This is a genomic window from Halomonas sp. HAL1 (genome assembly GCF_030544485.1).
Lineage (GTDB): Bacteria > Pseudomonadota > Gammaproteobacteria > Pseudomonadales > Halomonadaceae > Vreelandella > Vreelandella arctica.
Genome location: NZ_CP130610.1, coordinates 1,746,187 through 1,770,653 on the forward strand (window position 1 = coordinate 1,746,187; position 24,467 = coordinate 1,770,653).

At 55.1% G+C, this 24,467-nt stretch carries 22 protein-coding genes; 12 read left to right on the top strand and 10 right to left on the bottom strand.

All coding sequences use genetic code 11. The features are described 5' to 3' along the window. Positions 1-96: 96 nt before the first annotated feature. Both Q3Y66_RS08210 and Q3Y66_RS08215 read left to right on the top strand, forming a co-directional pair. Positions 97-1,338 carry an AarF/ABC1/UbiB kinase family protein gene (locus Q3Y66_RS08210; RefSeq protein ID WP_035586239.1) on the top strand — a complete coding sequence of 414 codons (1,242 nt, stop codon included), beginning with the start codon at positions 97-99 and terminating at the stop codon, positions 1,336-1,338. A gap of 106 nt (positions 1,339-1,444) precedes the next feature. Beyond that, positions 1,445-3,262 (top strand): SEC-C domain-containing protein, encoded by a 1,818-nt coding sequence (locus Q3Y66_RS08215; protein WP_008956691.1) that lies wholly within the window; start codon positions 1,445-1,447, stop codon positions 3,260-3,262. 35 nt (positions 3,263-3,297) lie between these two features. Here the strand turns inward: Q3Y66_RS08215 and Q3Y66_RS08220 are convergent, their stop codons facing one another. Further along, the gene (locus Q3Y66_RS08220) at positions 3,298-4,659 is read right to left on the bottom strand and encodes an MFS transporter (protein ID WP_008956690.1); all 1,362 of its coding nucleotides are present in this window, start codon (positions 4,657-4,659) and stop codon (positions 3,298-3,300) included. A 100-nt stretch (positions 4,660-4,759) separates the two neighbouring features. On the opposite strand from Q3Y66_RS08220, the gene Q3Y66_RS08225 reads away from it, so the two are divergent. The 4 genes from Q3Y66_RS08225 to Q3Y66_RS08240 all read left to right on the top strand — a co-directional run bounded on the left by Q3Y66_RS08225 (position 4,760) and on the right by Q3Y66_RS08240 (position 7,428). Next, entirely contained in the window at positions 4,760-5,278 is a 519-nt protein-coding gene (locus Q3Y66_RS08225; protein ID WP_008956689.1) for a peptidylprolyl isomerase, read from the top strand. 140 nt (positions 5,279-5,418) lie between these two features. Next, positions 5,419-5,541, top strand: a complete 123-nt coding sequence (gene ccoM / locus Q3Y66_RS08230; RefSeq protein WP_008956688.1) for a cytochrome c oxidase subunit CcoM — start codon at positions 5,419-5,421, stop codon at positions 5,539-5,541. A 217-nt stretch (positions 5,542-5,758) separates the two neighbouring features. Continuing rightward, positions 5,759-6,268, top strand: a complete 510-nt coding sequence (locus Q3Y66_RS08235) for a hypothetical protein (RefSeq protein WP_008956687.1) — start codon at positions 5,759-5,761, stop codon at positions 6,266-6,268. After that, positions 6,262-7,428, top strand: coding sequence for a diguanylate cyclase (locus Q3Y66_RS08240; RefSeq protein ID WP_238528456.1), 1,167 nt, complete (start codon positions 6,262-6,264; stop codon positions 7,426-7,428). Before Q3Y66_RS08235 ends, Q3Y66_RS08240 begins: the two co-directional genes overlap by 7 nt. On the opposite strand, the gene Q3Y66_RS08245 is transcribed toward Q3Y66_RS08240, so the two are convergent. Genes Q3Y66_RS08245 through Q3Y66_RS08260 form a run of 4 tightly spaced genes read right to left on the bottom strand, consistent with a single transcriptional unit; the run spans position 7,397 to position 11,881 of the window. Continuing rightward, positions 7,397-7,858 carry a group 1 truncated hemoglobin gene (locus Q3Y66_RS08245; RefSeq protein WP_008956685.1) on the bottom strand — a complete coding sequence of 154 codons (462 nt, stop codon included), beginning with the start codon at positions 7,856-7,858 and terminating at the stop codon, positions 7,397-7,399. The two genes, Q3Y66_RS08240 and Q3Y66_RS08245, sit on opposite strands and share 32 nt — an antisense overlap. 10 nt (positions 7,859-7,868) lie before the next feature. Continuing rightward, positions 7,869-8,786 carry a DUF3034 family protein gene (locus tag Q3Y66_RS08250; RefSeq protein ID WP_008956684.1) on the bottom strand — a complete coding sequence of 306 codons (918 nt, stop codon included), beginning with the start codon at positions 8,784-8,786 and terminating at the stop codon, positions 7,869-7,871. Between the two features lie 21 nt (positions 8,787-8,807). After that, positions 8,808-11,153 (bottom strand): bifunctional diguanylate cyclase/phosphodiesterase, encoded by a 2,346-nt coding sequence (locus tag Q3Y66_RS08255; RefSeq protein WP_008956683.1) that lies wholly within the window; start codon positions 11,151-11,153, stop codon positions 8,808-8,810. A 50-nt stretch (positions 11,154-11,203) separates the two neighbouring features. Further along, positions 11,204-11,881, bottom strand: coding sequence for a hypothetical protein (locus Q3Y66_RS08260; protein WP_008956682.1), 678 nt, complete (start codon positions 11,879-11,881; stop codon positions 11,204-11,206). Positions 11,882-12,260: 379 nt separating this feature from the next. On the opposite strand from Q3Y66_RS08260, the gene Q3Y66_RS08265 reads away from it, so the two are divergent. Continuing rightward, entirely contained in the window at positions 12,261-12,533 is a 273-nt protein-coding gene (locus Q3Y66_RS08265) for a hypothetical protein (protein WP_008956680.1), read from the top strand. Between the two features lie 46 nt (positions 12,534-12,579). Further along, a complete protein-coding gene (locus tag Q3Y66_RS08270) occupies positions 12,580-13,800 on the top strand; it encodes a PqqD family protein (protein ID WP_008956679.1) in 1,221 nt (406 codons plus the stop codon). On the opposite strand, the gene Q3Y66_RS08275 is transcribed toward Q3Y66_RS08270, so the two are convergent. Together Q3Y66_RS08275 and Q3Y66_RS08280 are read right to left on the bottom strand one after the other, a co-directional pair. Beyond that, the gene (locus Q3Y66_RS08275) at positions 13,797-14,378 is read right to left on the bottom strand and encodes a transglycosylase SLT domain-containing protein (RefSeq protein WP_303319544.1); all 582 of its coding nucleotides are present in this window, start codon (positions 14,376-14,378) and stop codon (positions 13,797-13,799) included. The two genes, Q3Y66_RS08270 and Q3Y66_RS08275, sit on opposite strands and share 4 nt — an antisense overlap. A 55-nt stretch (positions 14,379-14,433) precedes the next feature. Beyond that, positions 14,434-16,152 (bottom strand): proline--tRNA ligase, encoded by a 1,719-nt coding sequence (locus tag Q3Y66_RS08280; protein ID WP_008956677.1) that lies wholly within the window; start codon positions 16,150-16,152, stop codon positions 14,434-14,436. A gap of 297 nt (positions 16,153-16,449) precedes the next feature. On the opposite strand from Q3Y66_RS08280, the gene Q3Y66_RS08285 reads away from it, so the two are divergent. Beyond that, positions 16,450-16,884 (top strand): hypothetical protein, encoded by a 435-nt coding sequence (locus Q3Y66_RS08285; protein WP_008956676.1) that lies wholly within the window; start codon positions 16,450-16,452, stop codon positions 16,882-16,884. A gap of 70 nt (positions 16,885-16,954) precedes the next feature. Here the strand turns inward: Q3Y66_RS08285 and Q3Y66_RS08290 are convergent, their stop codons facing one another. From Q3Y66_RS08290 to Q3Y66_RS08300, 3 genes are all read right to left on the bottom strand, one after another. Then, a complete protein-coding gene (locus tag Q3Y66_RS08290; protein WP_008956675.1) occupies positions 16,955-18,370 on the bottom strand; it encodes an amidase in 1,416 nt (471 codons plus the stop codon). 105 nt (positions 18,371-18,475) lie between these two features. Further along, the gene (gene nfo, locus Q3Y66_RS08295) at positions 18,476-19,321 is read right to left on the bottom strand and encodes a deoxyribonuclease IV (RefSeq protein ID WP_008956674.1); all 846 of its coding nucleotides are present in this window, start codon (positions 19,319-19,321) and stop codon (positions 18,476-18,478) included. Between the two features lie 47 nt (positions 19,322-19,368). After that, the gene (locus Q3Y66_RS08300; RefSeq protein ID WP_008956673.1) at positions 19,369-20,124 is read right to left on the bottom strand and encodes a glycerophosphoryl diester phosphodiesterase; all 756 of its coding nucleotides are present in this window, start codon (positions 20,122-20,124) and stop codon (positions 19,369-19,371) included. Positions 20,125-20,323: 199 nt separating this feature from the next. On the opposite strand from Q3Y66_RS08300, the gene Q3Y66_RS08305 reads away from it, so the two are divergent. The 3 genes from Q3Y66_RS08305 to Q3Y66_RS08315 all read left to right on the top strand — a co-directional run bounded on the left by Q3Y66_RS08305 (position 20,324) and on the right by Q3Y66_RS08315 (position 24,395). Beyond that, positions 20,324-21,301, top strand: coding sequence for an NADPH:quinone reductase (locus Q3Y66_RS08305; protein ID WP_008956672.1), 978 nt, complete (start codon positions 20,324-20,326; stop codon positions 21,299-21,301). 276 nt (positions 21,302-21,577) lie between these two features. Then, positions 21,578-23,512 carry an SLC13 family permease gene (locus Q3Y66_RS08310; RefSeq protein WP_238528454.1) on the top strand — a complete coding sequence of 645 codons (1,935 nt, stop codon included), beginning with the start codon at positions 21,578-21,580 and terminating at the stop codon, positions 23,510-23,512. A gap of 124 nt (positions 23,513-23,636) precedes the next feature. Beyond that, on the top strand, positions 23,637-24,395 hold the full coding sequence (locus tag Q3Y66_RS08315; protein ID WP_008956670.1) for a DeoR/GlpR family transcriptional regulator: 759 nt from the start codon (positions 23,637-23,639) through the stop codon (positions 24,393-24,395). The last annotated feature ends 72 nt before the right edge of the window (positions 24,396-24,467 follow it).

The window sequence follows — 24,467 nt, forward strand, 5'->3', positions numbered from 1 at the left end:
TGGTCAATGCTGTTAACTTGTATAAATTGTGTATAGATAATTTTATTTGCTGGCACTGTCGTTAGCCATAGAGACAGTGACGTGAGGGCATGACCAATGCGTGAACAAGGTAGAACACGGCGCTTGATGGGCTTGGGCGCACGTACTGGTGGGGCGTTGCTGAAAACCCGCTTAGGTGGCCAGGCGGATTGGCGCGCCCTGGGCGAAGCGCTGTTTGAAGGGCTTTCAGAGCTTAAAGGCCCGGCCATGAAGCTTGCGCAAATCATGTCTCAATGGGATGACCTGCTGCCCCCAGATCTTGCTGAGGAGCTAGCTCGCCTGCAGCGCCAGGCCGAACCTATGCCGTGGCCGCGGATTCGAGAAGCGTTGGTACTGCAATATGGCGATATCGACTACTACTTCAGCGAAATCGAGGAGCGGCCGTTTGCCAGTGCCTCCATGGGGCAGGTGCATCGGGCGACTACCCACGAAGGCGAAACGATTGTGCTCAAGGTGCAGTACCCTGGCCTTGCCGAGGTGCTGGAGAGCGATTTGATTCAGGTGCGGCGCATTATGCGGTTAGGCCGCTGGTTTAAAGTGCCTCAGGCGCGGCTGGATGCGCTGTTTGATGAGCTCGCTGAAAGCCTGCGTGGGGAGTTGGATTATTACGCCGAAGCTGCCGCGTTGGCCCGCTACCGTGAACGCTATCAAGACGATCCCCGACTGGTGATTCCCGAGCCTTTGCCAGCGCTCTCCGGCCAACATGTGTTGGCAATGCGCTTTGTCGACGGTACACCGTTACGAGAGCTGGCGGACGCCGATGATGCGACGCGCCAGGGCATTGCCCAAACATTAGCCGATTGGATTACCCAGGAGCTATTTACCTACGGCGAACTGCACGCTGACCCCCATGCGGGTAACTTCGCTGCCGATGCCCAAGGGCGACTGGTGATTTACGATTTAGGCGCGGTGATCGCCTTGCCGGAGACGCGCATCAAAGCAATGATGCAACTGCTTGATGCTACGCTAAAGCATGACCCCATGGGCATGGATGAGGCGCTGATGCAGATGGGTGGTCGCCAGGGGCAGGGCGCGCCGTTAGCGCTCTATCGCGAATCGGCGGAGTGTATCGCGCCGCTGTTCGCGCCGGGTGAACAGGATTTCAGCGACGTGCGTGTTCACCGTCGTTTACGCGAGCTCACGCCAAAGGTCTGGGCGGCCATGGACCGCCTGCAGCCACCTGCAGATACACTGCTGCTTTCACGCGCGCTCAATGGTCACTACTGGAATCTTGTGCGTTTAGGCGCTCGGTTGGATATGAATGAGCGTACGACCCCATTGTTACAATGGGCCCATTAACGATAAACCGATTGCCGCTGCGGGGGCGACGGCCTTCGTGATAAACTATGCCGCTTTCATTTTAGACATCGATTACGGGTCATCGTAAAACACAGTGGAGACGGCAATGCTGGCGGTATGGGTCGATCAGCTGCTGGGATTTGCCTCCGGGGCACTCTCGGCAATCAGGCAACAAGAACACTATCCGGACTTCATGACCTGGGTACGCGCCAAAGGGGCGGACTCATTTGAAGGCGATGTGGCCATGGCTCAGGCATTGGCGCCGGTGCTGTGGTCGCAAACGCCGCTGGAGCGGCTTAGCTTTGCCTGCGAGCCACTTGCCACGCCGGGGCGCAACGAGCCGTGCTGGTGTGACTCCGGACGCAAATTCAAGCAGTGCTGCTACAAAGTCGAGTTTCCCACCGACATCCCCGATCAGATGATGTGGATGCTCTCGCTGCGTGAGTGGAAGGGCGCTACCCTGAAAGCGGCGCTGGATAGCCAGCAGGCACCGGCGCAAGCGCTGCTGGAAGCGGGCCTTATTGCGGCTGAAAGCGGCCAGACCGGTCGCGCCATGCAGATTCTAGAATCGCTGTTTGACGGCAGCGACTGGTCGCGGCTGCCCGAGCAGGCTGAGCCCGCCTTTGAAATCCTGCTGGATATTTATCAAGAGCGCGGTTTTACCCGCAAGCGTGCCGATCTGCTCGACGATGTCATGGAGCGCGGCCCGCTGTTCCTGCGCGGCGTCGCTCTCGAACGCCTGTGTCTGATGCACCTGGATAATGATGATTTAGACAGCGCCCGGGGTGCCTTTGTAAAAGCCCAACAGGCGCTGCCCGATTCGCCTACCTTGGCTTATATCGAAGCCATGCTGCTGCTACATGAAGGCCACGAGCAGGAAGCCAAGGAGCGTGCCAACTTCTGGTATCGCCGCCTGGTTCGCCAGGGCGAACTGGACGAAGACCAGCTGGATTTCCTGGCCGCTCTGGCGGAAAACCCCGGCGCAACGCTTGCCGACCAATTGCTTAGTGCAGAAGAAGATCTGGCCACACCGCTGGTGTCGCTTCAGGCGTTGCTGGCAGCGTTGCCTACCGCGCCGAAAATTGATATTCAGGCTGATCCTGAAAGTGGCCGATTGCTGTATAACGCCAGCGCCCGTGAAGCCACGCTGTTTGCCGGCTGGCATGAGCAGTTTCAAGTGCTGGTCGACGAAGATGTCGCGTTGGGTTTTCGCGACGACCCATGGGGTAATGCCATTGAGTGGATGTCAGCGCTTTGCGCGCACCCTGAGTGGCTGGATGCCCCGCAGGTAGTACAAGACCTAACGTTGGCACTTACCAGCCGCTTTGGCAGCCTGCCTTGGATGGCACCGAGCCTGCTTGAGCCATTGGCGCTACGCCTCTCGCGCTGGTTAGAGCAAGCCCGCGCTGAAGGCGACGGCAACTTGTGCTGGGATGATGCCAACAACGCTATGTTGCTACGCACTGGCTTGGCTCTGGTAGTAGGGATGGAGCGCGGTGCGCGTCAGCACTCTCGGAAGCTGGCCGAAGAGTTACTGTTGATCGATCAGGAAGATAGCTTGGGGCTGCGCGAACTGGTGCTCGATCAACTGCTGCGGGATGACCGCAACGAAGAAGCACTGGCGTTAGCCGAAGAGAATGACGACGACGGCTCACTGGTGCTGGGGCTCTTAATGGGTAAAACCCTAGCGCTCTATCGGTTAGAGCAGCGTGAGGCGGCAGAAGCCGCCCTTGGCGATGTGGTTGGCCACAATCGCTACGCGTTAGAGCTAATTTGTGCAGAGAGCCCGCGGCCTTCCATGCCCCACCCAGATGGCCAGGTAGACCCCGGCTCCCGGGCCGAAGCATGGCAGTACCGCACGCTGATGCGCGACCAGTGGCGCACGACGCCGGGCGCCTTGGATTGGCTCGAAACACATCGCTAGTTCAAATCTTCACTGGCCTAAAGCCCCAAGCCTGTTTAAGCAGGCTTGGGGCTAGGCACTAACTGTTTGTCTCGGCTGATCCAAATCGCCAAGATAATAGCAGGCAGGCCTAGCAACGTTGCGATGACAAAGAAGCTTGGGTAGCCCTGAGCAGTAACGACCAATCCTCCAAACCCGCTTAAAAACTTTCCTGGTAGCGTCATTAGCGATGAGAACAGCGCGTACTGCGTTGCGGTATAGGCGCGAGATGTGAGGCTGGAAAGGAAGGCGATAAATACCGCGCTGGCTAAACCGTTGGCGAGGTTATCGCCAATAATCGTGACCACTAGCATCGGTAGCTGACTTCCCACCATCGCCAGTAAGGCAAACAGCAAGTTGGTTACCATCACCAACCCAGCGCCAAAGATCAGCAAAGGCCCGATGCCATAACGCGCGACAAAAAGCCCACCTAAAATGCCGCCTGCGATACTCATCGCAATACCAAATATATTGGTCACGTTAGCAATCTCTGCCAGCGAAAACCCCAGATCGATATAGAGTGGATTGGCCATTGAGGCCATGGCCAAATCACTAATTCTAAACACCGCAATAAACACCAAAATCCCCAGGGCTTTAACACCGTAGCGGCTGAAGAAATCAGTAAAGGGGCAGACCAATGCACCAATGCTCCAGGCCCCGAGACGGCGTATGATTTTCGGTTTGCCACGGCTGGCGCGAATAAATGCCCGGACCTTGGGTTCGTGAATAAGCTGTATAGAGAGCGAAGCCCGCTTGGGTTCCGGGCGTAGCAAAACCGTCAGCGCGCCAACGCTCATCAGCGCCGCCATGCTGAGGTAGGCAACGTTCCAGGATGCTGACGCGGCGATATAGAGCGCCCCGGCGCCGGCAGCCAGTAAGCCGCCGCGATAGCCAATAATATAGGTCGAGGCCATGGCGGCTTGAACATCGTCATCGGCGGATTCGATCCGGTAGGCATCGATGGCAATATCTTGCGTCGCTGAGCCAAAGGCAACCAGGAGCGCAAAGAGGGCCACCCAGCCGAGATTGCCGACCGGGCTTAAACCGGCGAGTCCCACCAGCCCGGCAGCAATCATCCCTTGCGCTAATAGCATCCAACCGCGGCGCTGGCCGAAAGTGCGGGTCATCAACGGTAGCGCTAACCGGTCAACGACCGGGGCCCAGAAAAACTTGATCGAGTAGAGCATGCCGATCCAGGCAAAAAAGCCGATCGCCGCAACTTCCACGCCATCACTGCGTAGCCAGGCGGAAAGCGTGGAAAACACCAGCAGAAACGGCAGGCCTGCAGAAAACCCCAAAAACAGCATGGTAATAACGGGCGCACGACAATAAATCGCCAGTGCAGCAAGCCAACTGCGCTGGGGGGTGGGGTTTAACATTAAACGCTACTCCTAGTGGAAAGACGCTGGCAACGGCCAAGTGATAAACTGACGCAGTGTTCGATTACAAAGCCGACAGCTTACCGGAGAGGAGTTTTCCATGTCGATTACGGCGCATCAGGTAGTTACCTTGCACTATGTCCTCAGCGACGTGCTCAACGATGGCAGCAAGCAGGTATTGGATGACTCCCAGGCGCGCAATAAGCCGTTGGAGTACTTGCATGGGCACGACAATATTGTACCTGGGCTAGAAAATGCGTTAGCGGGCCAAACCGTTGATGCCGAGTTAAGCGTTCAACTAATGCCGGCGGATGCCTACGGTGTGCGTAACGAAGATTTGGTTCAAGAAGTCAGCCGAGGCTCTTTTGGTAACGCGGAGTTGGCACCGGGCAGCCGTTTTCAAACTGAGGGTGAGGCCGGCCCTCAAATTGTTACGGTACTGGAAGTTGATGGTGATCGGGTTACCGTGGATACCAACCACCCACTGGCGGGCCGCACGCTGAATTATAAAGTGACCATTTTAGGCGTGCGTGAAGCTACCCGTGCAGAGTTAGCCAAAGGCCACCCGTTGCCACCAGGTACCGAGCATAGCAAAGTTGAAGACCGCAAGGTGTTGTAACGCAATACCTCCAAAAATTGATCGGTATCAATTTTGTATTTAACCGCTAAACCTCGTCTTACGTAACTTGACCTGGGTCAGGATTCTCCCGCCATTGAAAGACTAGTATCTACGCATACATCACGGCGGGAGGATTCACCATGTATTGGGATGACACAATTGTTTTCGGCTTGGCCACCGTCGCGTTAGTGATCGCTTTTATGGTGGGCTGGGTTGGCTTCGTGATTCGTGATCATCTGCGTAAAGATGAGCGCAAGAAGTAGCTTGTCCCGTTCATGTAAACCTTGTCAGGGGAGGGGGTTTGCTAACGTAGTAAACTTCCTTTTGCCAGCCCATATTGGGCTGGCTTTTTTAACGTGTGAACGGTGAACAGTTGCTAAAACTTAGTAAGTTGAAAGTAGCTAGCGTGCGTTGAAGAGCAATACAGGTCTTGCTCTGGTAAAGTTCGTTGAAGGAATGAACACACCAGGAAGCTTAGCCATGAACGCAGTTGCCTTACACCGCAGCCCATGGGTTCGAGCACGTAGTCGGTTAGCGTGCGTGTTGATATTTGTAAGTTTAGCTCTTCCCTCGGCGGCCTTTGCCCAGGCGCTCAACATGATCAACGGCGATGTGACGCAAAAGATTACGTTAAGTGATCTACGCGCTATCTCCGACACCACGTTCACTCTTTACGACCCCTACCAAGGGCGCGATGTAGAAATGCGGGGCATAGCGTTTCGTCGTTTCCTCGTTGATCAATTTGGCGATGTACCTCCCGCGCTTCACTTTGTCGCCTGGGACGATTACGAAGTCACCCTGGAAGGGTGGGATGATCCCAGCTGGTATTTAATTACAACGGAAGATGGCGACCCGCTAACCATACGTACACGTGGTCCCGTTCGGCTAGTTGAGCGCGACTATAATGAGCAGGGTGATCGTGATGTTGAGAACCTACGTGATTTTAACGACTGGATCTGGATGATTCGCAGCATAGAGGCTAAGTGGTGACATCCAAAATCAAGCCTGCTGTTCAGCCAACACTGCAGCCGCGTACTATTGCGCGTCAACATCGCTATTTAACTTGGCTGTCACTGAGCTTGATGAGTTTTTTAGGTCTGATGGTGCTGATTGTCTATGAATCGCGCTGGGTCTACCCCGAAATACAGGCTTACTTCAGTCAAACCGGCAGTTTGACAGGCCAGCAACTGTCGACCCGTTCGCGTGTTTATCTGCAAAATGCACAATCCGAGCTACTGAGCGACCAACCTGAGCAGGCGGCCATTGATGCAGCCCTTATTAACATCGAGCTCTCTTATGGACTATTCGATGTGCACGTCTATCGACGCCAATATGAGTGCACTGAGCCAAGCCTGAGGGATTTAAATCGCCTGGTAGAGTGGCTAGAGCTGGGTGAAATTGATCGCGTCGCGGCGGTAGGTGAGCTGTTCGCCCCCATCCAGTGCCTGACGCATATTGAGATGAGCCAGCTAGACCGCCGAGGGGTGGCAATTAATGATTTTTCAGAAAGTACCCGTCAGCATAATCAAGTACTGACGTATTCCAGCCTGTTGATTTTTGTCATGGGGTTAGTGTTTTGGTGGCTGCATGAGCGTCAACTACGCCGCACTGACTACGCTACGCAAGAGACATTTGAGTGGATGCAGCGCGCGATGCGTGACCCGCTAACCGGCATTGGTAACCGCAGCGCCTTGCACCAGGATGTATTGGCGAAAAAGCATCAGTCGCTGGGACTCATCCTGGTCGATATCGACTTTTTCAAGCAGTACAACGATGCCTATGGGCATCCACAAGGCGATACCCTTTTACGCCAACTGGCCATATTGATTGGTGAAACGCTTAATGATGAAGCACAGCTCTATCGCCTGGGAGGTGATGAGTTCGCGGCGTTAATTCACTGTCCTGATATCGAAACGCTGAAACGTTATTGCCACCAGTTGATCGAGGGGTTGCGTGAAGCTGGCTTTGCTCATCCTGCCCACCCTGATAAAAAGGGCGTGACTCTAAGCGTAGGCGGGAGCCGTTTTGTGGCCGGTGAGCACACCTTCGCCCAAGCGTATGAAGCTGCGGACAAAGCGCTCTACAGGGTTAAAGCGGCGGGCCGCGATGGCTGGCAGGTTACTGAAGACGCATCACCTCTGCATACATAGGGGCTAGCCTGCCCAGCAGTTCATTTCGCGCGCTAAGGGCAATCCCTTCCTCCTGCATAGCCGCATCGAGATGTTCAACTAAACGATTAAAATGCACATCTGTCAGTCCCATGTTTTGATGAGCACGATCCATCGGCGGGCCTTCATAACGACAGGGGCCATCGCTCACATCACACAGCTTGTTGGCCAGTGAGTCGGCAAAAAAATCAATATTCGTGTTAGCGAAAAAGCCCACCATATCGTCGTCATCTGCAATTCGGTACAGGAAATTTTCGACAACCGCATCGATAGATGCTTCTCCGCCCAGTCGCTCGTAGAGCGTCGTGGGTGTGGAGTGATGCGCACAGCCTGCGTGCGTAAAGGCGACGGCTGCAAAAGAGAGCGCGATTAAACAGCGGCGCGTGGAGTAGAGACTGCATGGAAAGGTCATAGCGCTCCGCTTAGAAAGCTGCCTGAATGGAAAGATAGCCGCCGCGCTGGGAGGGTAGACCGGCAATGTCGCCTAAATCCAACCACGCGCCCGTTAGCGATAAGTGCTTATTGAAGAAGTAGGCGCTGTAGAGGCTTTGCCAATCGTCTTCTCTCGCTACGCTCAAATTATCGGGCTTTTGGCGATATTCACTGCCTACTACCCATTGTGGCGTAAGAAATATGCCCAAACTGCCCTCGGCGACCCAGGCGCGGCTACCTTGATCGCCACCAAAGCCAAGCAGGCCACCCTGGTTGGCATCGGTATTACGCAGGGTCGCGTTAAGCAGCACATTGCGACCCGCAAATGCACTAAACAGGAGCTTGCTGGCGCTAAGGTACGCATCGGTCCCGCGCGTTTCATCGGCGCCTAGGGCGGTGGGGATAGTGCCATCCGCCAATCGCTTGTGATGTACGCCAGCACTCCAGATGCCCCAGGGGTGGTAGAGCACATCACCGAGTAGTCGAACCTTGGCGCCGTAAATGTCCTGGCCTAGTTCGCCACCCTGAGTTTCTAAATCAAGCGTTTGTCGAGCTACTGAGACTTCAACACGATCACCAATATTCAGGCTGGCGCCGGTCACTGTCAGCCGGAAGTCGTCTACCGAGGCGCGAGTAGCGCTAGCGGTTACGCCTACCTCCTGCTCGCTGGCAGTGCTGGATAGCATTGCCCATGGTGACAACCCACCGCCTGCTGCGCCCTCTATTGCATTGACCCCGCCGGTACCAAGGATACGGCTACCAGCGAGAGTTGGCGTTGCCGCGAACGCCAAGCACATGGCAATACAGGCGGTCATACGATGGCGAATCAAGCGCTTCGATAAGAGCTGGAGGGTAAAGGGCCGCGGAAGAAAGGGCTGATGCGGTGAAAGCGTGTAGCGTAACGTCATGGTGTTCTCTAGTTAGTTCTCTCATGGCGATATAGCGGGGCGGGGAAGTACTAGCGGGGTGAAATTGTCCAGCCAGTCGATAAGCGCGTCACTGGGCATCGGTTTGGCAATCCAGTACCCCTGTAAGTAGTCACATCCGAGCTTGCTCAACAGTTCGGCGCTGGCACGATTTTCTACACCTTCAGCGACTAAGCGCAGGCCTAAGCTATGTCCCATCTCTATGGTTGAACGGACGATCGTAAAATCATCTTTTTGAGAATCAATGGCCAGTACAAACGACTTATCGATCTTGAGCTCATCTACCGGCAGGCGTTTGATTTGTGCCAGCGAGGAGTAGCCGGTGCCGTAGTCGTCTATCGCTATTTGTAACCCCAACTGATTAAGCTCCATCAGTGTGGCCATGGCCACATCGACATCTTGCATCACCGCACTTTCAGTGACTTCTAAACTCAACTGCTCTGGTGTGAGCTGGTGACGAGCCAGCAGGTCTGCTAGGTGGGTGGCTAATTGCGGGTCCATCACATCACCGGCAGAGAGGTTGACGGCTACCGAGAGGTGGTAACCACGCTGCTTCCAGGTCTGCAGTTGGGCACAAACGTGGGTTAGCATCCACTGGCTTAGCATTCGAATATTGCCCGAACGTTCGGCTAACCCTATAAATTCATCCGGCGGCACAAATCCCAGTGACGGATGACGCCAGCGCATCAATGCTTCGAACTGATTCACTAAACCGGTGCGGGAATCTACCTTGGGTTGATACGCCATCCACAGCTCGCTGTTACTGACAGCATCCTGTAGATCACGAATCAGCGTCAGCTGTCGTAAATGACGCTCATCTTGTCCCTCAAGGTAGTATTGATGTGAATGGCGATGGCGGCGCGCCATGTCTAACGCGATATCGGCACGGCGTAACAAGAGTTGAGGGCTGTCACCATGATCGGGATAGTTGGTTTCACCCGCTGAAAGGGAAGGGGTGATAGGCGATTTATCCAGATCAATGGGCTGGCTTAGGAGACTAAAGAGGTGCGTGCGCCAAGCCAAGCTGCTGCTTGATTGTTTGATAAGAAGTAGCAGCTCATCACCGTCCAGCCGATAGGCTCTGCTCTCGGGTGCAGGCAAATGCTGTAAACGGTTGGCCAACGTGACCAGCATATGATCCCCCAACGCGTAGCCAAAGGTGTCATTAATATCGCGAAAATTATTAATCGCTAGCCGTAATAAGGTAAAGGGTTCGCCCTGTTGGATTAAGAGACGGATATCTTCCTGTGCGCTGATTCGATTGGGTAGATCGGTCAGTAAATCGTGTCGTGACTGATGATGGAGTATGGCCTCGCGTTGCGCGATATCGTTCTGCATGGAAAGCAGGGTCGAGGCTAAAAGTCCTGTTTCACTTCGCTCAGCGCCAATAGGCAAGTGGGTGACATGCTCGCCCTGGCCTATCCGCTGTGCCGCATTGGCGAGTGCCATCAGCGGTTTGCTCATGCTTCGTGCGCTCCACATGGCAACCAATATGGTAAACAGCAGGATTAACGCAACGATACCCAACAACTGCCACTGCAATGAACGGTAGGCACCCAGTAAATCATTACGGGAAAGTTGCAGTAGTGCATAGGTTTGATTGGTATCGTCAGCATAGAGCGAACTGGCATAGGAGAGGTACTCAGCATCGGGTGTCATTTGGCTGCTGTAGGAGTACTCTCCTGTCATGAGCTCGTTGCTGCTGCCGCTCATTAGCTGCATCGCTAACTGCTCATGGTGAGAGCTTGCAAGATAGCTGATTTCACCGTTATCCCGGTAGTTGACTACGCTGATATCTAGCCCCGTTAGTGAATTTATCTCCCCCGTTATCGCTTCATTGATCAAAAAGCCCATACCTACCCAACCAATCAAGTGGGGCGCACGCACGGGCAGTAGAGCAAACTCGTACGGCTGACCTTCCGCAATCACAACGCTCACGGCGGCACCTTCTTGGCGTGCCTGCTCCAACAGGTGCGGGAAAGGCATCGGGCTATCCTGTGAATGATGGCTACTCGCCATAATGTGGCCATCAAGGCCACTCAAAAGCACCATATCGGCATTGGCACGGTCGCCATGGTTGGCCAGCACGGAGTAGAGGGTTTCGGTATCCTGGGTTGAAACGACGCTCTTAAATCCAAAATCGTCGGCGAGGATAGCAACGTTATTGCTTAATTGTTCGCCGCGCGCATCCAACAACTGCTGCAGTACGTTGGCGCCCACTTCTAAGCGCTGGGAGCCTTTGGCAAGAACATCGTTTTGCGTAGCGCGTAGAAACGCCACGCCAGTGGCGAGTTGAGAGACAATCACCACCGTTAGCAGTACCAGCATCAGGCGCGTTCGAAAGCGCATAGCGACCTCGGAAAATGGCGGATCAACATCTTGTAAGCAGTAGGTAATGCCTAACTGGCGTCTCTAAATCGCTGCTGAAGAGGAGACAGCGTTGGCGCCGGTGGAGGTACCGCATTCAGTTCTAATCGGACGTCCAGTTGGTCTGTATCGGTAATGGTGCCTTCCCACCAGACTTGCTGGCTATCATCGAGACGTGGATGCCAAACACGAACGCGATGCTGACCAGGCGGTAAAGCAGGTAGGGTAAGCATGCCTTCCACGTCCGTTGTCGCTGCGTAAGGGGCGTCACTCACCACAATGAATGCCTGCATATGGTCATGGATATTGCATCCCAATACGACGACCCCTGCCTGATCAAAATGAACGGGTGGGGGTGTTTCCTGTAGGTACAGATTCAAATCAAACGTTTTCGCCGGTGAAAAAGAGTAAACGTGGTGGCGTGTGGTGTCCTGATTGGGAAATGCCACATAACTGCCGGTGGGCACGGTTAGCACCCTGGGATGAAAGGTCGCATCGCGCTGATAGATATTCTGTTCTTGTGGCTGATTGGCAGATGCTGAGTCGTAGTAGACCTCCACAACGGCATCCTCAAGGGGTAAGCCTTCGTCGCTGTTGACGGTGATCTGTGCAGCGTTAGCGGTCGTGCTAAAGAGAGTTATCGCCAGCCCAACGAGCGCAGCAGTGAATGTGCTGATAAAACCAACATAAAGGCGACGTTGTATTGGCATTGGAGTCGGCATCTCACGTTGAGGGGTAATATTTGTCATTGGCAGCGTGTTTTTCTGATGCTGCGTTGAGGCTAATAGTGAAAGGATTATGCAAGAAAGTCATGCTTTCGGCTTAACGGTAAGCCAACTCTTGCAAAAAAGAGTAAACAATGGGGAAAGCAGCCCCGATGAGTGGCGCTCTGTTGAAGCGGTGGTTAAAGTGAATACTGAGGAAACGGTGTTCGATAACTGCGGAGAAGTGATATGAGCACTCAGGATGAAGTCACCACAATGCTAAAACAGCGACGTTCACGCCGACAGGTCTTGGCTAGTCTAGGGCTTGGCGCAGCGGCGCTTTACGTAGCTCCCACACTGCTTTCAACGGGGCAGGCTGAAGCACATGAACGCGGGCGCTCTCGCCCTAAGGGCCGCCATCAGCATCAGCACCAACATCATTCGGGGCGTCGCCACTCAAAGCCCAGCTTTTCAAGGCCTGACCATTCAAGACCCCATTATTCACGGCCGAACTATTCTAGACCTCACTATGACCGGCCGAACTATTCCAGGCCAAGCTACGACCGGCCAGACTATTCACAGCCTGGTTATTCTCGCAACGGTTATTCGCGTCCCCACCGATATGACGAACGTCCTCGTTGGGAGCGTGATGGTGTGATTGAGCTGCGTATCAGCCGCCTACTTCCACGCGGCTGGTGAAACCGATGATGACGTCTGACGCCGAAGCCGTTGATTACGCGCTCACCGGTCTGGGACCGTGTATTCGCCTGGTGAATGCTCAGCCACTGCTGCCGGTTCTTCAAGCTGCCATGCCAGGCTGGCCGCTTACCCCATGTCCGTTACAGCCAAACAAGCCAGATATTTGTGTTTGGCAGCAGGAAGAGGGGTTTTGGCAGCAGGCACCGGCATTGCCCAAGGGGATGTGGCTGGAAACGCCAGTCAGCACGGCGTGCAGCGTTATTGCAGATATGTCTGGGGCCTATTTGCGCCAGCATCCAGCCTATATTGGATTGCACTGCGGTGCGGCTGAGATAGACGGTCAATTAGTCATTTTTCCTGAGTCTCACCGTGCCGGTAAAAGTACGTTGACCTGTGCGTTTGCAGCCGCTGGATACCGTGTTTTTGGCGATGATGTCGTGGCGCTGACGCCTCAAGGCAAGGGGGTTTCGCTGGGTGTCGCGCCACGTTTGCGTTTACCGCTTCCCACCACGATTGCGAACGAGTTACAGGACTTTATTCATCGGCACCGAGGGCCGAGCGATGATCGCTATGGCTATGTGGCGTTGGACGAAACATTGCTGGCCCGCCACGGAGAGCAGTGCCCGGTCGGTGCCATTATATTGATTGACCGGGATAACAGTGTTGCTCGTCCCCAGCTTACGTCGCTGCAACATGGAGAAGGGTTGTGGCAACTGTTAAAGCAGAATTTTGCCGACACGCTTTCCGACCAGGAGCTGATTGATAAATTCTGGCCTCTGGTACAGCGCATGCCCTGTTTCCTGCTGCGCTATTCAGATGCATATGAAGCGGCCGCTTTTGTAGGGCGCGAACTAAAAGAGGCGCTTCACACCCAGCCGGCTACTTACACATCGCCTTCACAGGCCGCGGCAATGCCTGAGGCTGCGGCACTGGATCGAAACGATTTGCGCCAGTGGCGAGCGCGTCCAACGGCGCATGAGTATCCTCTCGGCGATGAGCTATTCGTGATCGTGGAGGAGGGGGGCGAGATCCATCGTATGAACGTAACTAGCCGAGCGGCATGGGCATTACTGCAGCATGAAGCACTGACCATCGAGGAGCTAAGCCAAACGCTGGTGGCATTTTTTATGCCGGTCTCTCTTGAGCAAGTACGTAGCGACATGGCTGAGTTGCTGGGGCAGTTCTTAGCCGTTGGCTTAATTGAGCCCGTTGCAAGCGCCTCTTAACGCGATCTAGGCTGACGCCACGTGTCTCGCCACGCATGCATGACGCGTTCTGGGTACCACGTCTCTCCTAAGCTGCCATTATATCGCGCCAACGCACGAGTAAAGTCGCCACTCTCAATGGCTAGGTAGTGCGCCAGGATCGTACAGCCATAGCGTAAATTGCGCGGCGGGTGGGTGAGGTCGTCAATCGGCAACCCTAGCTCGCTTATCCAGAAAGGCATGATTTGCATCAAGCCAACAGCACCCGCTGATGAAATGGCATCGGCTTTGAACGCGCTTTCGACCTGAATTAGGGCTAACACCAAATCCGGTGGCAAACCTGCGAGTCTGGCTTCTTGGTAGATACGCGTGAGCAGCGTTTGACGTTGGGCCGCATCATCAATGAAGCGCGCCAGTGGCGCATCCATTTGCATGCGCCACTGGCGGGCTGCCCACTGCTGTTGAGCGGTTTGATGCTGCTGGTTGGCCGTTTCAAGGGTCGGGCGCAGAGCCGATGGCAGCGGCTGTGCTGCTAATGGCACAGCGACTACCAACAGCACGCCAAGCGTTATAGCAACGCTTGGCCGTTGTGCCATCATTAACCACCGCGGCACAAAGCCTAGAGCCCGCCACGCGGTGACAACCTTTGCCGACTTAGCGGGACTTCTCACACAAAAAGTCGATAATTTGATCGGCGGGCACCATCGTGGCGTCGCTATCACGGCGGCCTTTGTATTCCAGTTCACCGTTGTCTAAACCACGGTCACCAATCACCAGACGGTGGGGTACGCCCATTAATTCCAGATCCGCAAACTTAACCCCAGGGCGGGTATCACGGTCGTCTAGCAGTACGTCTAATCCGGCTGCGGTGAGCGCTTGATAAAGGCGCTCCGACTCCTCGCGGACACGCTGGGATTTGTGCGCATTCATGGGTACCAACGCCACTTGGAAGGGCGCAATCGCATTGGGCCAGATAATGCCGGATTCGTCGTGGTTCTGTTCAATGGCAGCGGCGACTACGCGGGTCACGCCGATGCCGTAGCAACCCATCCACGGATGGCTGGTTTTGCCATTGTCACCCAGCACATTGGCGTTCATCGCTTGGGAGTACTTTTGGCCAAGTTGGAAAACGTGACCGACTTCGATACCGCGCTTGATGGAGAGCGTGCCTTGGCCATCGGGAGACGGATCGCCTTCAATGACATTGCGTAGATCGGCAATCTCGGGCAGGGCCACATCGCGCTCCCAGTTAATACCGAAGTAGTGCTTGTCATCCACATTGGCACCGGCGCCAAAGTCGCTCATCAATGCCACGCTGCGGTCAATAATGACCGGCATTTTCAGGCCGACCGGGCCCAGTGAGCCGGGTCCGGCACCCACCGTTGCACGAATCTCTTCTTCGCTGGCCATGGTTAGCGGAGCAGCGACGTTGGCCAGGTTTTCTGCCTTCACTTCGTTCAGCTCATGATCGCCACGAATCAGCAGCGCGATCAGGCCGCCTTCGGCTGCATGAACCATCAACGTTTTAACGGTTTTTTCAATCGGCAGCTCAAACTGTTCCACCAAACTGGCGATGGTCTTGGCATCGGGCGTATCGACCAGACGCAGCTCTTCGGTGGGTTCGGCACGAGTTGCCTGGCTGCCAAGCGGAGCAGGTAGCGCCTCGGCTTTCTCCATGTTGGCCGCATAATCGGAGGAGTTGGAGAACACGATATCGTCTTCACCGGAATCGGCGAGTACGTGGAATTCGTGAGAGCCGGTGCCGCCAATCGAGCCGTTGTCAGCGATGACGGGACGAAAGTTAAGCCCTAACCGCGTGAAAATGCGCGTGTAGGCATCGTACATATCTTGATAGGTCTGCTTCAGTGACGCTTCATCAAGGTGGAAGGAGTAGGCATCCTTCATAATGAACTCACGCGAGCGCATCACCCCAAAGCGTGGACGAATCTCATCGCGGAATTTGGTTTGAATCTGGTAGAAATTGATCGGTAGTTGCTTGTAGCTGGCGATCTCTTTACGCACTAGGTCGGTGATGACCTCTTCATGGGTCGGGCCAACGCAGTAGTCGCGGTCATGACGATCTTTTAAACGCAACAGCTCAGGGCCGTACTGCTCCCAACGGCCAGACTCTTGCCAAAGCTCTGCAGGTTGTACGGCGGGCATGAGCACTTCTTGAGCGCCTGCTCGGTTCATCTCTTCGCGTACAATGGCTTCTACTTTACGCAACGTGCGCAGGCCAAGCGGCAGCCACGTATAAAGCCCTGATGTTAAACGACGAATCATACCGGCGCGAAGCATTAGCTGGTGGCTAATGACTTCGGCGTCGGCCGGAGTTTCTTTCAGGGTGGCAATCAATAATTGGCTGGCGCGCATGGGCGTGAGCATTCCTTGTGCATAAAAGAGATCGTGCTTATAAAAAGCAAAGCTTAGAAAACGAAGCACTTAACAACAGCGTGGTGGCTCCGTTAGCGTTGAATTGAGTCATTGTACGGCCTAGCGCTTAAAGCGGCAAAATAGTGCTTATCGTCAAATCATCTATGCTTTTGCATGGCTGTGCTAGACTAGGCTGGTTTTAGGGCGCGATGGTCGGTAATAACAAGACATGAAAATAATGCTTCAACACAGCATGTTAGGCCGATTATCGTTACTATTCTGATTGAGGGAACCTTCATGCATCAAGCAGTTCGTCGCTGGTTGACAGGCGCCGTGGTTGGCGTTTCCATCGTGTCATTAAGTGGTTGCGGTACGCTTTTTCATCCTGAGCGCAAAGGCCAGTTGAGCGGTGATATTGATCCCGTTATTGCCATCGCCAATGGAGTAGGATTGCTGTTCTTTATCGTTCCTGGGGTGATTGCTTACGCCGTGGATTTCTCTAATGGCACCATCTATCTGCCGGGCCGCAGTAGCGCCTCAGTTGATGTTCACCACTTAGACGACGCTATGGATGTCGCTTCCCTGGAAAAACTGCTGTCTGAAAAAGCCGGTCAGCCGGTCAGTCTAGAGAGCGAGTTGGTCATGATCGAAGAGATGGGTAGCCTGGACGAAGCCCTCGCCATGGTGCGTATGTCAGGCGTGCTGGACGAAGAAAAGCTTTCCGCGATGTAACGTCGAGCGTTAGTCGCTAAAACCCAGCTCGGCTTTTTGCCGGGCTGGGTTTTTTATGCGGCTTCATTCGCTACGCGTACTGAGCTGGATTGGGGACGCTGGGAAAACGCGGCGGATGCGCTTCCATATAGGCATTGCAGGCACGCAGAACGCGGATATCGTCAAACTTGCCCCCAGCTAACTGAAAGCCTACCGGCAAGCCGTTATCGGTAAATCCGCAGGGTACCGATGCGGCGGGTTGCTGACTGAGGTTGAATGGGTAGCTAAACGGTGCCCACTCTTCCCAGTCCTGCATACCGCTGCCTGGGGGCACTTCCTGATTAATTTCAAACGGACTGACTGCCACCGAGGGCGTCATCAGTAAATGATATTCTTGATTGAAGTGTTCCAGGCGTTGCGTTAATGCCGCGCGGTCGGCCAGGGCACGAAACAGCTCAACGGCTTTCCAGGGCTCTGCTTCGCGGGCATTGGCTACCATGCCGGGATCTAAAAGCGTGCGCTGATGTTGGCTCGTTTGCGACCACTGCTCTAATGAGGCGGTAAACCATAGCTTGCGAAATGTCTCCAGTGGTGACGTAAAGCCTGGGTTTACCTCGACGATTTCAGCGCCCAACTCCTCCAATCTCATGGCCGCTTCATGCACACGCTCGGCAATTTGCGGGTCTACCTTGGCGTAACCAAGATCCGCGGAGTAGCCAATCCGCAGCCCGGTTAATCCTTTGTCCAGGTCGACCCCCCAGCACTCAGGCTGGCCGCGAGTGGCGTAGGGGTCTCGATAATCGTAGCGACCTATCACATTCAGCATGCTGACCGCGTCGCGCACGGTGCGTGTCAGTGGCCCCAGATGTGAAAGGCTGGGCTCTTTTGCGGGCGGCCATTGAGGTGTCCAGCCGTAGGTGGGCTTGAAGCCAAATACCCCCGTAAACGCCGCGGGAATACGAATCGAGCCGCCTGAATCGCCGCCCTGATGCAGCACGCCCATATTAAGCGCGGCGGCCACGGCGGCACCGCCGGAAGAGCCGCCGGGGGTTAAGCGTGTATCCCAAGGGTTCGCCGTAGCGCCAAATACGCGGTTATCGGTAACGGCCTTCCAACCGAACTCGGGCGTGTTGGTTTTACCCAGAATTACCGCGCCGGCTTCGCGCAACATCCGTGCCGGCGGGGCATCGGTTTCACATAACCCTTTAGACGAAGTTAATGAGCCTTCCCGACAAGGCATACCCGCCACTTGGGTAAGGTCTTTAAGCGACACCGGAACACCATCAATGGGACTTAACTGCTTCCCTTGCCCCCAGCGCCTTGCAGAAGCCTTGGCCGCTGACTCAGCCCCTTCTGCATCGACGTGCACATAAGCATTTACGTCTGGATTGAAGCGCTCAATCCGATCAAGGGCAGCGCGGGTCGCTTCTAGCGGTGAAACTTTTCTACTTTTAAACAAACGAGCTAGGGTCTGGGCATCCAAACTGCCGAGATCGGTATCGCTCATTACATACTCCTTACGTCGGCTGAAGTTTGGGTAAAGGAGTTTAAGGGTAGGCAAGCATTGGTCGGGGTGCAAAAGACTCAGCCATGCAGAGGTTAATGGCCTGACTTATTTGGTAGCCTGGGCGCGCAGCCAGTTAATCTCTTCAGCCCATATCTCGGGCTCGACTGTCTCAAGTATCATCGGAATACCGTTAATCCTTGTATCTTGCATGATGGTCGTAAAAGCGGGCAGGCCGATGTTGCCTTTGCCGAGACTATGGTGGCGGTCCACTCGGCTGGCAAAGCTGCTCTTCGCATCGTTTAGGTGCATGCCGCGCAGGTACTCAAATCCCATCACGCTGCCAAGCTCATCAAGTGTTGCCTGTGTGGCTTCTGCGCTGCGCAGATCATACCCAGCTGCAAATGCGTGGCAGGTGTCGATGCATACGCCCACACGGGCTTTATCATCGACATGGTCGATGATCTCGGCTAGATGCTCGAAGCGCCAGCCGAGGTTGGTGCCTTGCCCAGCGGTGTTTTCAATCACCGCGGTGACGTTTTGGGTATGCGCCAACGCCTCATTAACGGATTCAGCAATGCGCTTTAAACAATCGCTTTCGCTGATTTTGTTTAAGTGGCTACCGGGATGGAAATTAAGCAGCGTCAGGCCAAGCTGCTCGCAGCGCTGCATTTCATCTAAAAAGGCGTCCCGGGATTTGGCTAAGCCTTCCTGATCTGGATGACCCAGATTAATCAGGTAGCTGTCGTGGGGTAAAATTTGACCAGGCGAAAAGTGGTGTTCGGCGCAGGCATCGCGAAAGGCTTGAATCGCGGCCTCGGTGAGCGGCTTGCCTTTCCATTGGCGCTGGTTTTTGGTGAACAGTGCAAACGCATCGGCACCGATCTCTACCGCCCGGTGAACGGCTTGGTCTGCACCGCCAGCGGCGCTCACGTGGGCTCCCAGGTATTTCACAACGGACTCCTTGTCATTGTTTGAACGTACTCAAGCATCTGAATGGATCAATGGCTATCTAGAAAGCGCTTGAACGCAGCGGGTTCGTCGGTAATCACCCCGGCGATACCCCACGCCCAGCGGCTATGGAAGGCGCTGGGATCATTGGCGGTATAGCACAGGATCTGGTAGCCGTCCTGTTGCATGGCCTCGACCTGGGCGCGCTTTAGGCGTGACCAGGACGGATGCACGCTAAAAGCGTCAATGGCTTCGCACTGTGCTCGCCAGGTTTTGGGTACGCCATTGTACAGCACGCCCAGCGCCAGACGCTCCTTACCTGCCAACTGACGGCAGTGGGTTAGGGCCTCGGTATTGAAGGAGGAGATGATAAGCCGCTCGGGGGGCAGGGTGTCCAGCATCTCGGGCAGGGCGCGCTCAACCAACGCGATGGGGTCGCGTCCTTTGTTGACCTTGATCTCCATGTTGACGCCCATTTCCAGCTTGTTAAGCAGCGCTAGCATCTCTCCCAGACTGGGCATTTTTTCCCCTGCAAAGCGATCACCAAACCAGCTGCCCGCATCCAGCGTTTTCGCCGTTGCCCAACTCATGGAGGCCAGGCTGCCTCGCCCGTTCGAGCAGCGTGCCACGTCGGCGTCGTGCCAGATGACCGGGGTGCCATCACCGAGCAGTTGCACATCCAGCTCTACCCAGGTGGCGCCCGCCTGATGAGCGGCGCGCACTGCGGCCAAGGTGTTTTCGGGAGCAGCGGCAGAGTAGCCGCGGTGGGCAATCAGCGAGGGAACTTGAATAGCGGGATGCGTCATGACAGCGCTCTAAGCCTTTGGACGATAAAGGAGTGTAGATTCTAGCATGGGGGGATGACAGCGGGATTTCACCGCTAAACAGCATAGGGGTGAAAATAGGCTAGCGTGCTAGCTTGATTTAAACGTCATGACGCGCTTGTATAGCGGCACCTGTTGTCTTGACTATCTTGTACAAACCCAACAATGAAAGGAAACCCTAATGTCTAAGCGTATACAATTTGCCCAGACCGGCGGTTCCGAAGTGCTTGAACTGGTCGACGTAAACCCCGCTGAACCCGGTCAGGGCGAAGTGCGTATCGCCAACAAAGCCGTTGGCCTCAATTTTATCGATATCTATTTTCGTACCGGGCTTTATCCCGCCCCTGCGATGCCTTCTGGCCTTGGCACCGAAGGCGCCGGTGTGGTCGATGCTGTCGGCGCTGGCGTGACGCACTTAAGCGTCGGTGATCGCGTCGCTTATGCCCAAGGGCCTTTGGGCGCTTATGCAGAACTGCATACGCTGCCTGCGGCGAAAGTGGTCAAGCTCCCCGATTTTGTTGATTTCGAGACGGCAGCGGCCAGTATGCTCAAGGGCCTGACCGTGCAGTACCTGCTGCGCCAGACCTATGAGCTGAAAGGCGGCGAAACCATTCTGTTCCATGCGGCTGCCGGTGGGGTAGGGTCGATTGCCTGCCAGTGGGCGAAGTCATTAGGCGTCAAGCTGATTGGTACCGTCAGTTCCCAGGAAAAAGCGGATCTGGCCATGGCCAATGGTGCCTGGGCGACGATCAATTACAGCGAAGAGAACGTGGTCGAGCGGGTGCGCGAGCTGACTAACGGCGAAATGTGTGATGTGGTGTATGACTCGGTAGGCAAGGATACCTGGGAAATGTCGCTGGACTGCCTGAAGACGCGCGGCTTGATGGTGAGCTTTGGCAACGCTTCTGGCCCGGTGGATGGTGTCAATATCGGCATCCTCAACCAGAAGGGCGCGCTTTACGTGACTCGCCCCAGCCTGAACGGTTACGCCGATACGCGCGAGCGTCTGGAAATGATGTGCCAGGAGTTCTTCGCCATGCTCGAGAGCGGAAAGATCAAGATTGACATCGCCAACCGCTATCCGCTGGCGGAAGCGGGTAACGCCCAGGACGCCCTACAGAGCCGTAAAACTACCGGCTCGACTATTCTCTTGCCCTAATTCCTACCTACCTAAGTACCCTACATACGCACCTACATACACACCCAGCTGACGCATTCGGCTCTCAACGCTTGCCACGTTATTGGCAAGCTGGCCAGGGCCGAATGCCTTGGTTGGCTATTCAACGGTCGATGCGTATGCAGGGACTATACCTGTGTATAGTAAACGTCTAATGTGCGTGGAGAATAGCCATGCCTGTGGCGTGGCGTGCATCAATCGTATGCTGCCGTTATCAAACGGTGGCAAGGGAGTAGGAAAAGGATGTCGGCTGAGGAGATGAGTGTTGAGAGCTCAGGTGCTGAGGGCTCAGGTGTTGAGAGTCTCAATCTTGAAGCGTTAGGTCTTGAATGGTTGGCGCTTTCGCCAAGTACGTTGGTGTTTATCGTGCTTGGCTTGACGCTGGTTGCGTTCATATGGGGACGCTTTCGCTACGATCTAGTCGCGTTGGCGGCATTGCTGGGATCGGTCATGCTTGGGCTAGTGCCTGCCGAGAACGCCTTTATGGGTTTCGGCCATCCGGCGGTGATTACAGTGGCCGCCGTGCTAGTACTTAGCCGGGGCTTTGAACGCTCCGGTGTGGTCGATATTATTTCCAATCAAGTGTTAAAAGTGGGTGAAAACCTGCTGCTTCAGCTATTAGTTCTGGTGGGTACCGTCGTGTTGTTATCGGGCATTATGAACAATGTAGGCGCTCTCGCACTGCTGTTACCGGTGGCGATGCGGTTGGCTCGTGAACATAATACCTCGCCCTCTTTACTGCTGATGCCGCTGGCGTTCGGGTCTCTGCTGGGCGGCCTGACAACCTTAATTGGCACGCCACCCAATATCATTATCTCTAGTTACCGGCGCGATGTGACGGGTGAAGCGTTTAGCATGTTTAGCTTTTCGCCTGTCGGGATTGCGGTGGCGCTGGTGGGGCTTGTGTTTATTGTGTTGGTGGGCTGGCGCTTGACGCCGAAGCGCAGCGGCCAAGCCTCTACCGATGAAATGTTCGATACCGCCAACTATTTGGTGGAATTGAAAGTAGGTGAAGAGTCGAAAGCTAAAGGCTTAACGTTACAGCAACTGCGCGATGAGCTGGACGAACCCATCCCCGTGTTAGCGGTCGTTCGCGATGATAACCGTCGTGCTGGCTATAACTTCCACGGCGCCTTGGAAGAGGGCGATATCCTGTTGTTGGAAGCAGGGCCCGATGAACTCCAGATGCTGGAAGACAAGGTAGGGCTTAGTGCGATAGCCGAACTGGAAGAAGAGGCGGAAGACGCTGAACACACTGCAAGCAGCGAAGAGGGCGAGAAAGCTGGCACGGATGAAGCGAAAGATGCGGCACAGGATCGGCAGCCGGTGGATACCGAAGGCTTGCAGCTAATTGAAGCCGTGGTACGCAATGATTCCATGATGATTAACCGCAGCGTGCGTCAGCTACGCCTGAATCATCAGTTTGGCCTGCACTTGGTGGCCGTGGCCCGTGACGGTGGGCGCTTGAAGCAGCGCCTGCGTGATATCCGGTTCAAGAATGGTGATGTGTTACTGCTACAGGGCAGTGAGAATGAAATGTCCGATAGTCTGGCCTCCCTCGGTTGCCTGCCGTTAGCGAGCCGGGAATTGCATCTGGGACAGCCGCGCAAGCTGGCCATGTCGATCGCCATTTTTGCCTTAGCAATTATTGCCATGCTGTTCGATCTGCTGCCTGCTGCAGTCGCCATGAGTACCGCTGCTTTGATTTCGCTACTGATTGGTGTATTGCCGTTGCGCGAAGGGTATCAAGCCATCGACGGCCCTGTGATCGTGCTGTTGGCCGCAATGATACCCGTGGGGGAGGCGCTTGAAACCAGTGGCGGCGCCGACCTGATTGCCGATGCACTGCTGCGCTTTGGCAGCGACTGGCCGGTGGTGGTCACCATGGTGGGGCTGTTCCTGCTCTCTATGCTGCTCTCGAATGTGGTCAACAACGCGGCGGCTGCGCTGCTGATGGCGCCGATTGCAGTCAGCCTGGCCAATGGGTTCGATGTCTCGCTCGATCCGTTCTTGATGGTGGTGGCCGTAAGTGCTTCCTGTGCATTTTTAACTCCCATCGGCCATCAGTCGAATACACTGGTGCTGGGCCCAGGGGGCTATCGGTTCGGTGATTACTGGAAGCTGGGGCTACCGCTTTCGCTGGTAGTACTGGCTGTCGCTATCCCGCTGATTCTTCTAGTATGGCCGCTTTAAAAAACGTCTAACGGTCCGGCCTGTCGGTGTGATGGTAGCGAAGAGAGGATGAAGGCTATTAGGTTTCGAAAATTTTGCTAACCTATTACGTTCAGAAACCAAGAAAATCGAACAGGCCGGGCTTATGAACCAACAATTTCGTCAGGATGCCATTGTCGAGCTAGTTCGTCAGCACGGCTACATGAGTATCGAACAGCTCACCGACCACTTTGCGGTGACACCGCAGACCATTCGGCGGGATTTGAATACCCTGGCTGATGAAGGCCGTGTGCGCCGTGTGCATGGCGGTGTAGGCATCGAATCCAGCACGGTGAATACCGCCTACAGCACGCGCAAGACGCTTCACCTGGAAGAGAAGGAGCGCATTGCCCGCTGCTTGGCGCAACACATACCCAACCACTCGTCGCTGTTCATCAACATCGGTACCAGCAATGAAGTGATTGCCCACGCGTTGCTGGAGCACCAGGGTCTCGAGATCATTACTAACAACCTGAATGTGGCGGCCATTCTTCAGCATAAAGAGGATTTTACCGTGATCATCGCCGGGGGGCAGGTGCGCTCTCGCGATGGCGGGATTATCGGCGAAGCCACCATCGACTTTATCAATCAGTTCAAGGTGGATTACGGCATCATCGGCATCAGTGGCATTGACGAGGATGGCTCACTGCTGGAATTTGACTACCAGGAAGTACGTGTCGCCCAAGCGATTATTGCCAATTCGCGGCGCATCTACCTGGCGGCAGACTACTCCAAATTTCACCGTAACCCGGTGGTGCGGCAGGGCAATCTGGAGCAGTTGGATGCGCTCTTCACCGATCGCAAACCGCCGGAAGCGATCCAGCGCTTGCTGACCCAGCACGATGTAGCGCTGCATATCGCCTAGCCTAGCCGTCTTTGTCGCAGTTTCATCCTTGAGCATTTAGAGCGGCTGGAGTAGCCTTAAAACATAATAAAG

Bases quoted from the DNA above. Each gene is read 5' to 3' on its own strand.
- Q3Y66_RS08305 (WP_008956672.1), top strand. From the start codon at position 20,324: ATGTCTAAGCGTATACAATTTGCCCAGACCGGCGGTTCCGAAGTGCTT.
- Q3Y66_RS08270 (WP_008956679.1), top strand. From the start codon at position 12,580: ATGATGACGTCTGACGCCGAAGCCGTTGATTACGCGCTCACCGGTCTG.
- Q3Y66_RS08285 (WP_008956676.1), top strand. From the start codon at position 16,450: ATGCATCAAGCAGTTCGTCGCTGGTTGACAGGCGCCGTGGTTGGCGTT.
- Q3Y66_RS08310 (WP_238528454.1), top strand. From the start codon at position 21,578: ATGAGTGTTGAGAGCTCAGGTGCTGAGGGCTCAGGTGTTGAGAGTCTC.
- Q3Y66_RS08260 (WP_008956682.1), bottom strand. From the start codon at position 11,881: ATGCCAATACAACGTCGCCTTTATGTTGGTTTTATCAGCACATTCACT.
- Q3Y66_RS08220 (WP_008956690.1), bottom strand. From the start codon at position 4,659: ATGTTAAACCCCACCCCCCAGCGCAGTTGGCTTGCTGCACTGGCGATT.
- Q3Y66_RS08280 (WP_008956677.1), bottom strand. From the start codon at position 16,152: ATGCGCGCCAGCCAATTATTGATTGCCACCCTGAAAGAAACTCCGGCC.
- Q3Y66_RS08265 (WP_008956680.1), top strand. From the start codon at position 12,261: ATGAACGCGGGCGCTCTCGCCCTAAGGGCCGCCATCAGCATCAGCACC.
- Q3Y66_RS08300 (WP_008956673.1), bottom strand. From the start codon at position 20,124: ATGACGCATCCCGCTATTCAAGTTCCCTCGCTGATTGCCCACCGCGGC.
- Q3Y66_RS08255 (WP_008956683.1), bottom strand. From the start codon at position 11,153: ATGCGCTTTCGAACGCGCCTGATGCTGGTACTGCTAACGGTGGTGATT.
- Q3Y66_RS08225 (WP_008956689.1), top strand. From the start codon at position 4,760: ATGTCGATTACGGCGCATCAGGTAGTTACCTTGCACTATGTCCTCAGC.
- Q3Y66_RS08215 (WP_008956691.1), top strand. From the start codon at position 1,445: ATGCTGGCGGTATGGGTCGATCAGCTGCTGGGATTTGCCTCCGGGGCA.
- Q3Y66_RS08290 (WP_008956675.1), bottom strand. From the start codon at position 18,370: ATGAGCGATACCGATCTCGGCAGTTTGGATGCCCAGACCCTAGCTCGT.
- ccoM (WP_008956688.1), top strand. From the start codon at position 5,419: ATGTATTGGGATGACACAATTGTTTTCGGCTTGGCCACCGTCGCGTTA.
- Q3Y66_RS08245 (WP_008956685.1), bottom strand. From the start codon at position 7,858: ATGACCTTTCCATGCAGTCTCTACTCCACGCGCCGCTGTTTAATCGCG.
- Q3Y66_RS08315 (WP_008956670.1), top strand. From the start codon at position 23,637: ATGAACCAACAATTTCGTCAGGATGCCATTGTCGAGCTAGTTCGTCAG.
- Q3Y66_RS08210 (WP_035586239.1), top strand. From the start codon at position 97: ATGCGTGAACAAGGTAGAACACGGCGCTTGATGGGCTTGGGCGCACGT.
- Q3Y66_RS08235 (WP_008956687.1), top strand. From the start codon at position 5,759: ATGAACGCAGTTGCCTTACACCGCAGCCCATGGGTTCGAGCACGTAGT.
- Q3Y66_RS08275 (WP_303319544.1), bottom strand. From the start codon at position 14,378: ATGATGGCACAACGGCCAAGCGTTGCTATAACGCTTGGCGTGCTGTTG.
- Q3Y66_RS08250 (WP_008956684.1), bottom strand. From the start codon at position 8,786: ATGACGTTACGCTACACGCTTTCACCGCATCAGCCCTTTCTTCCGCGG.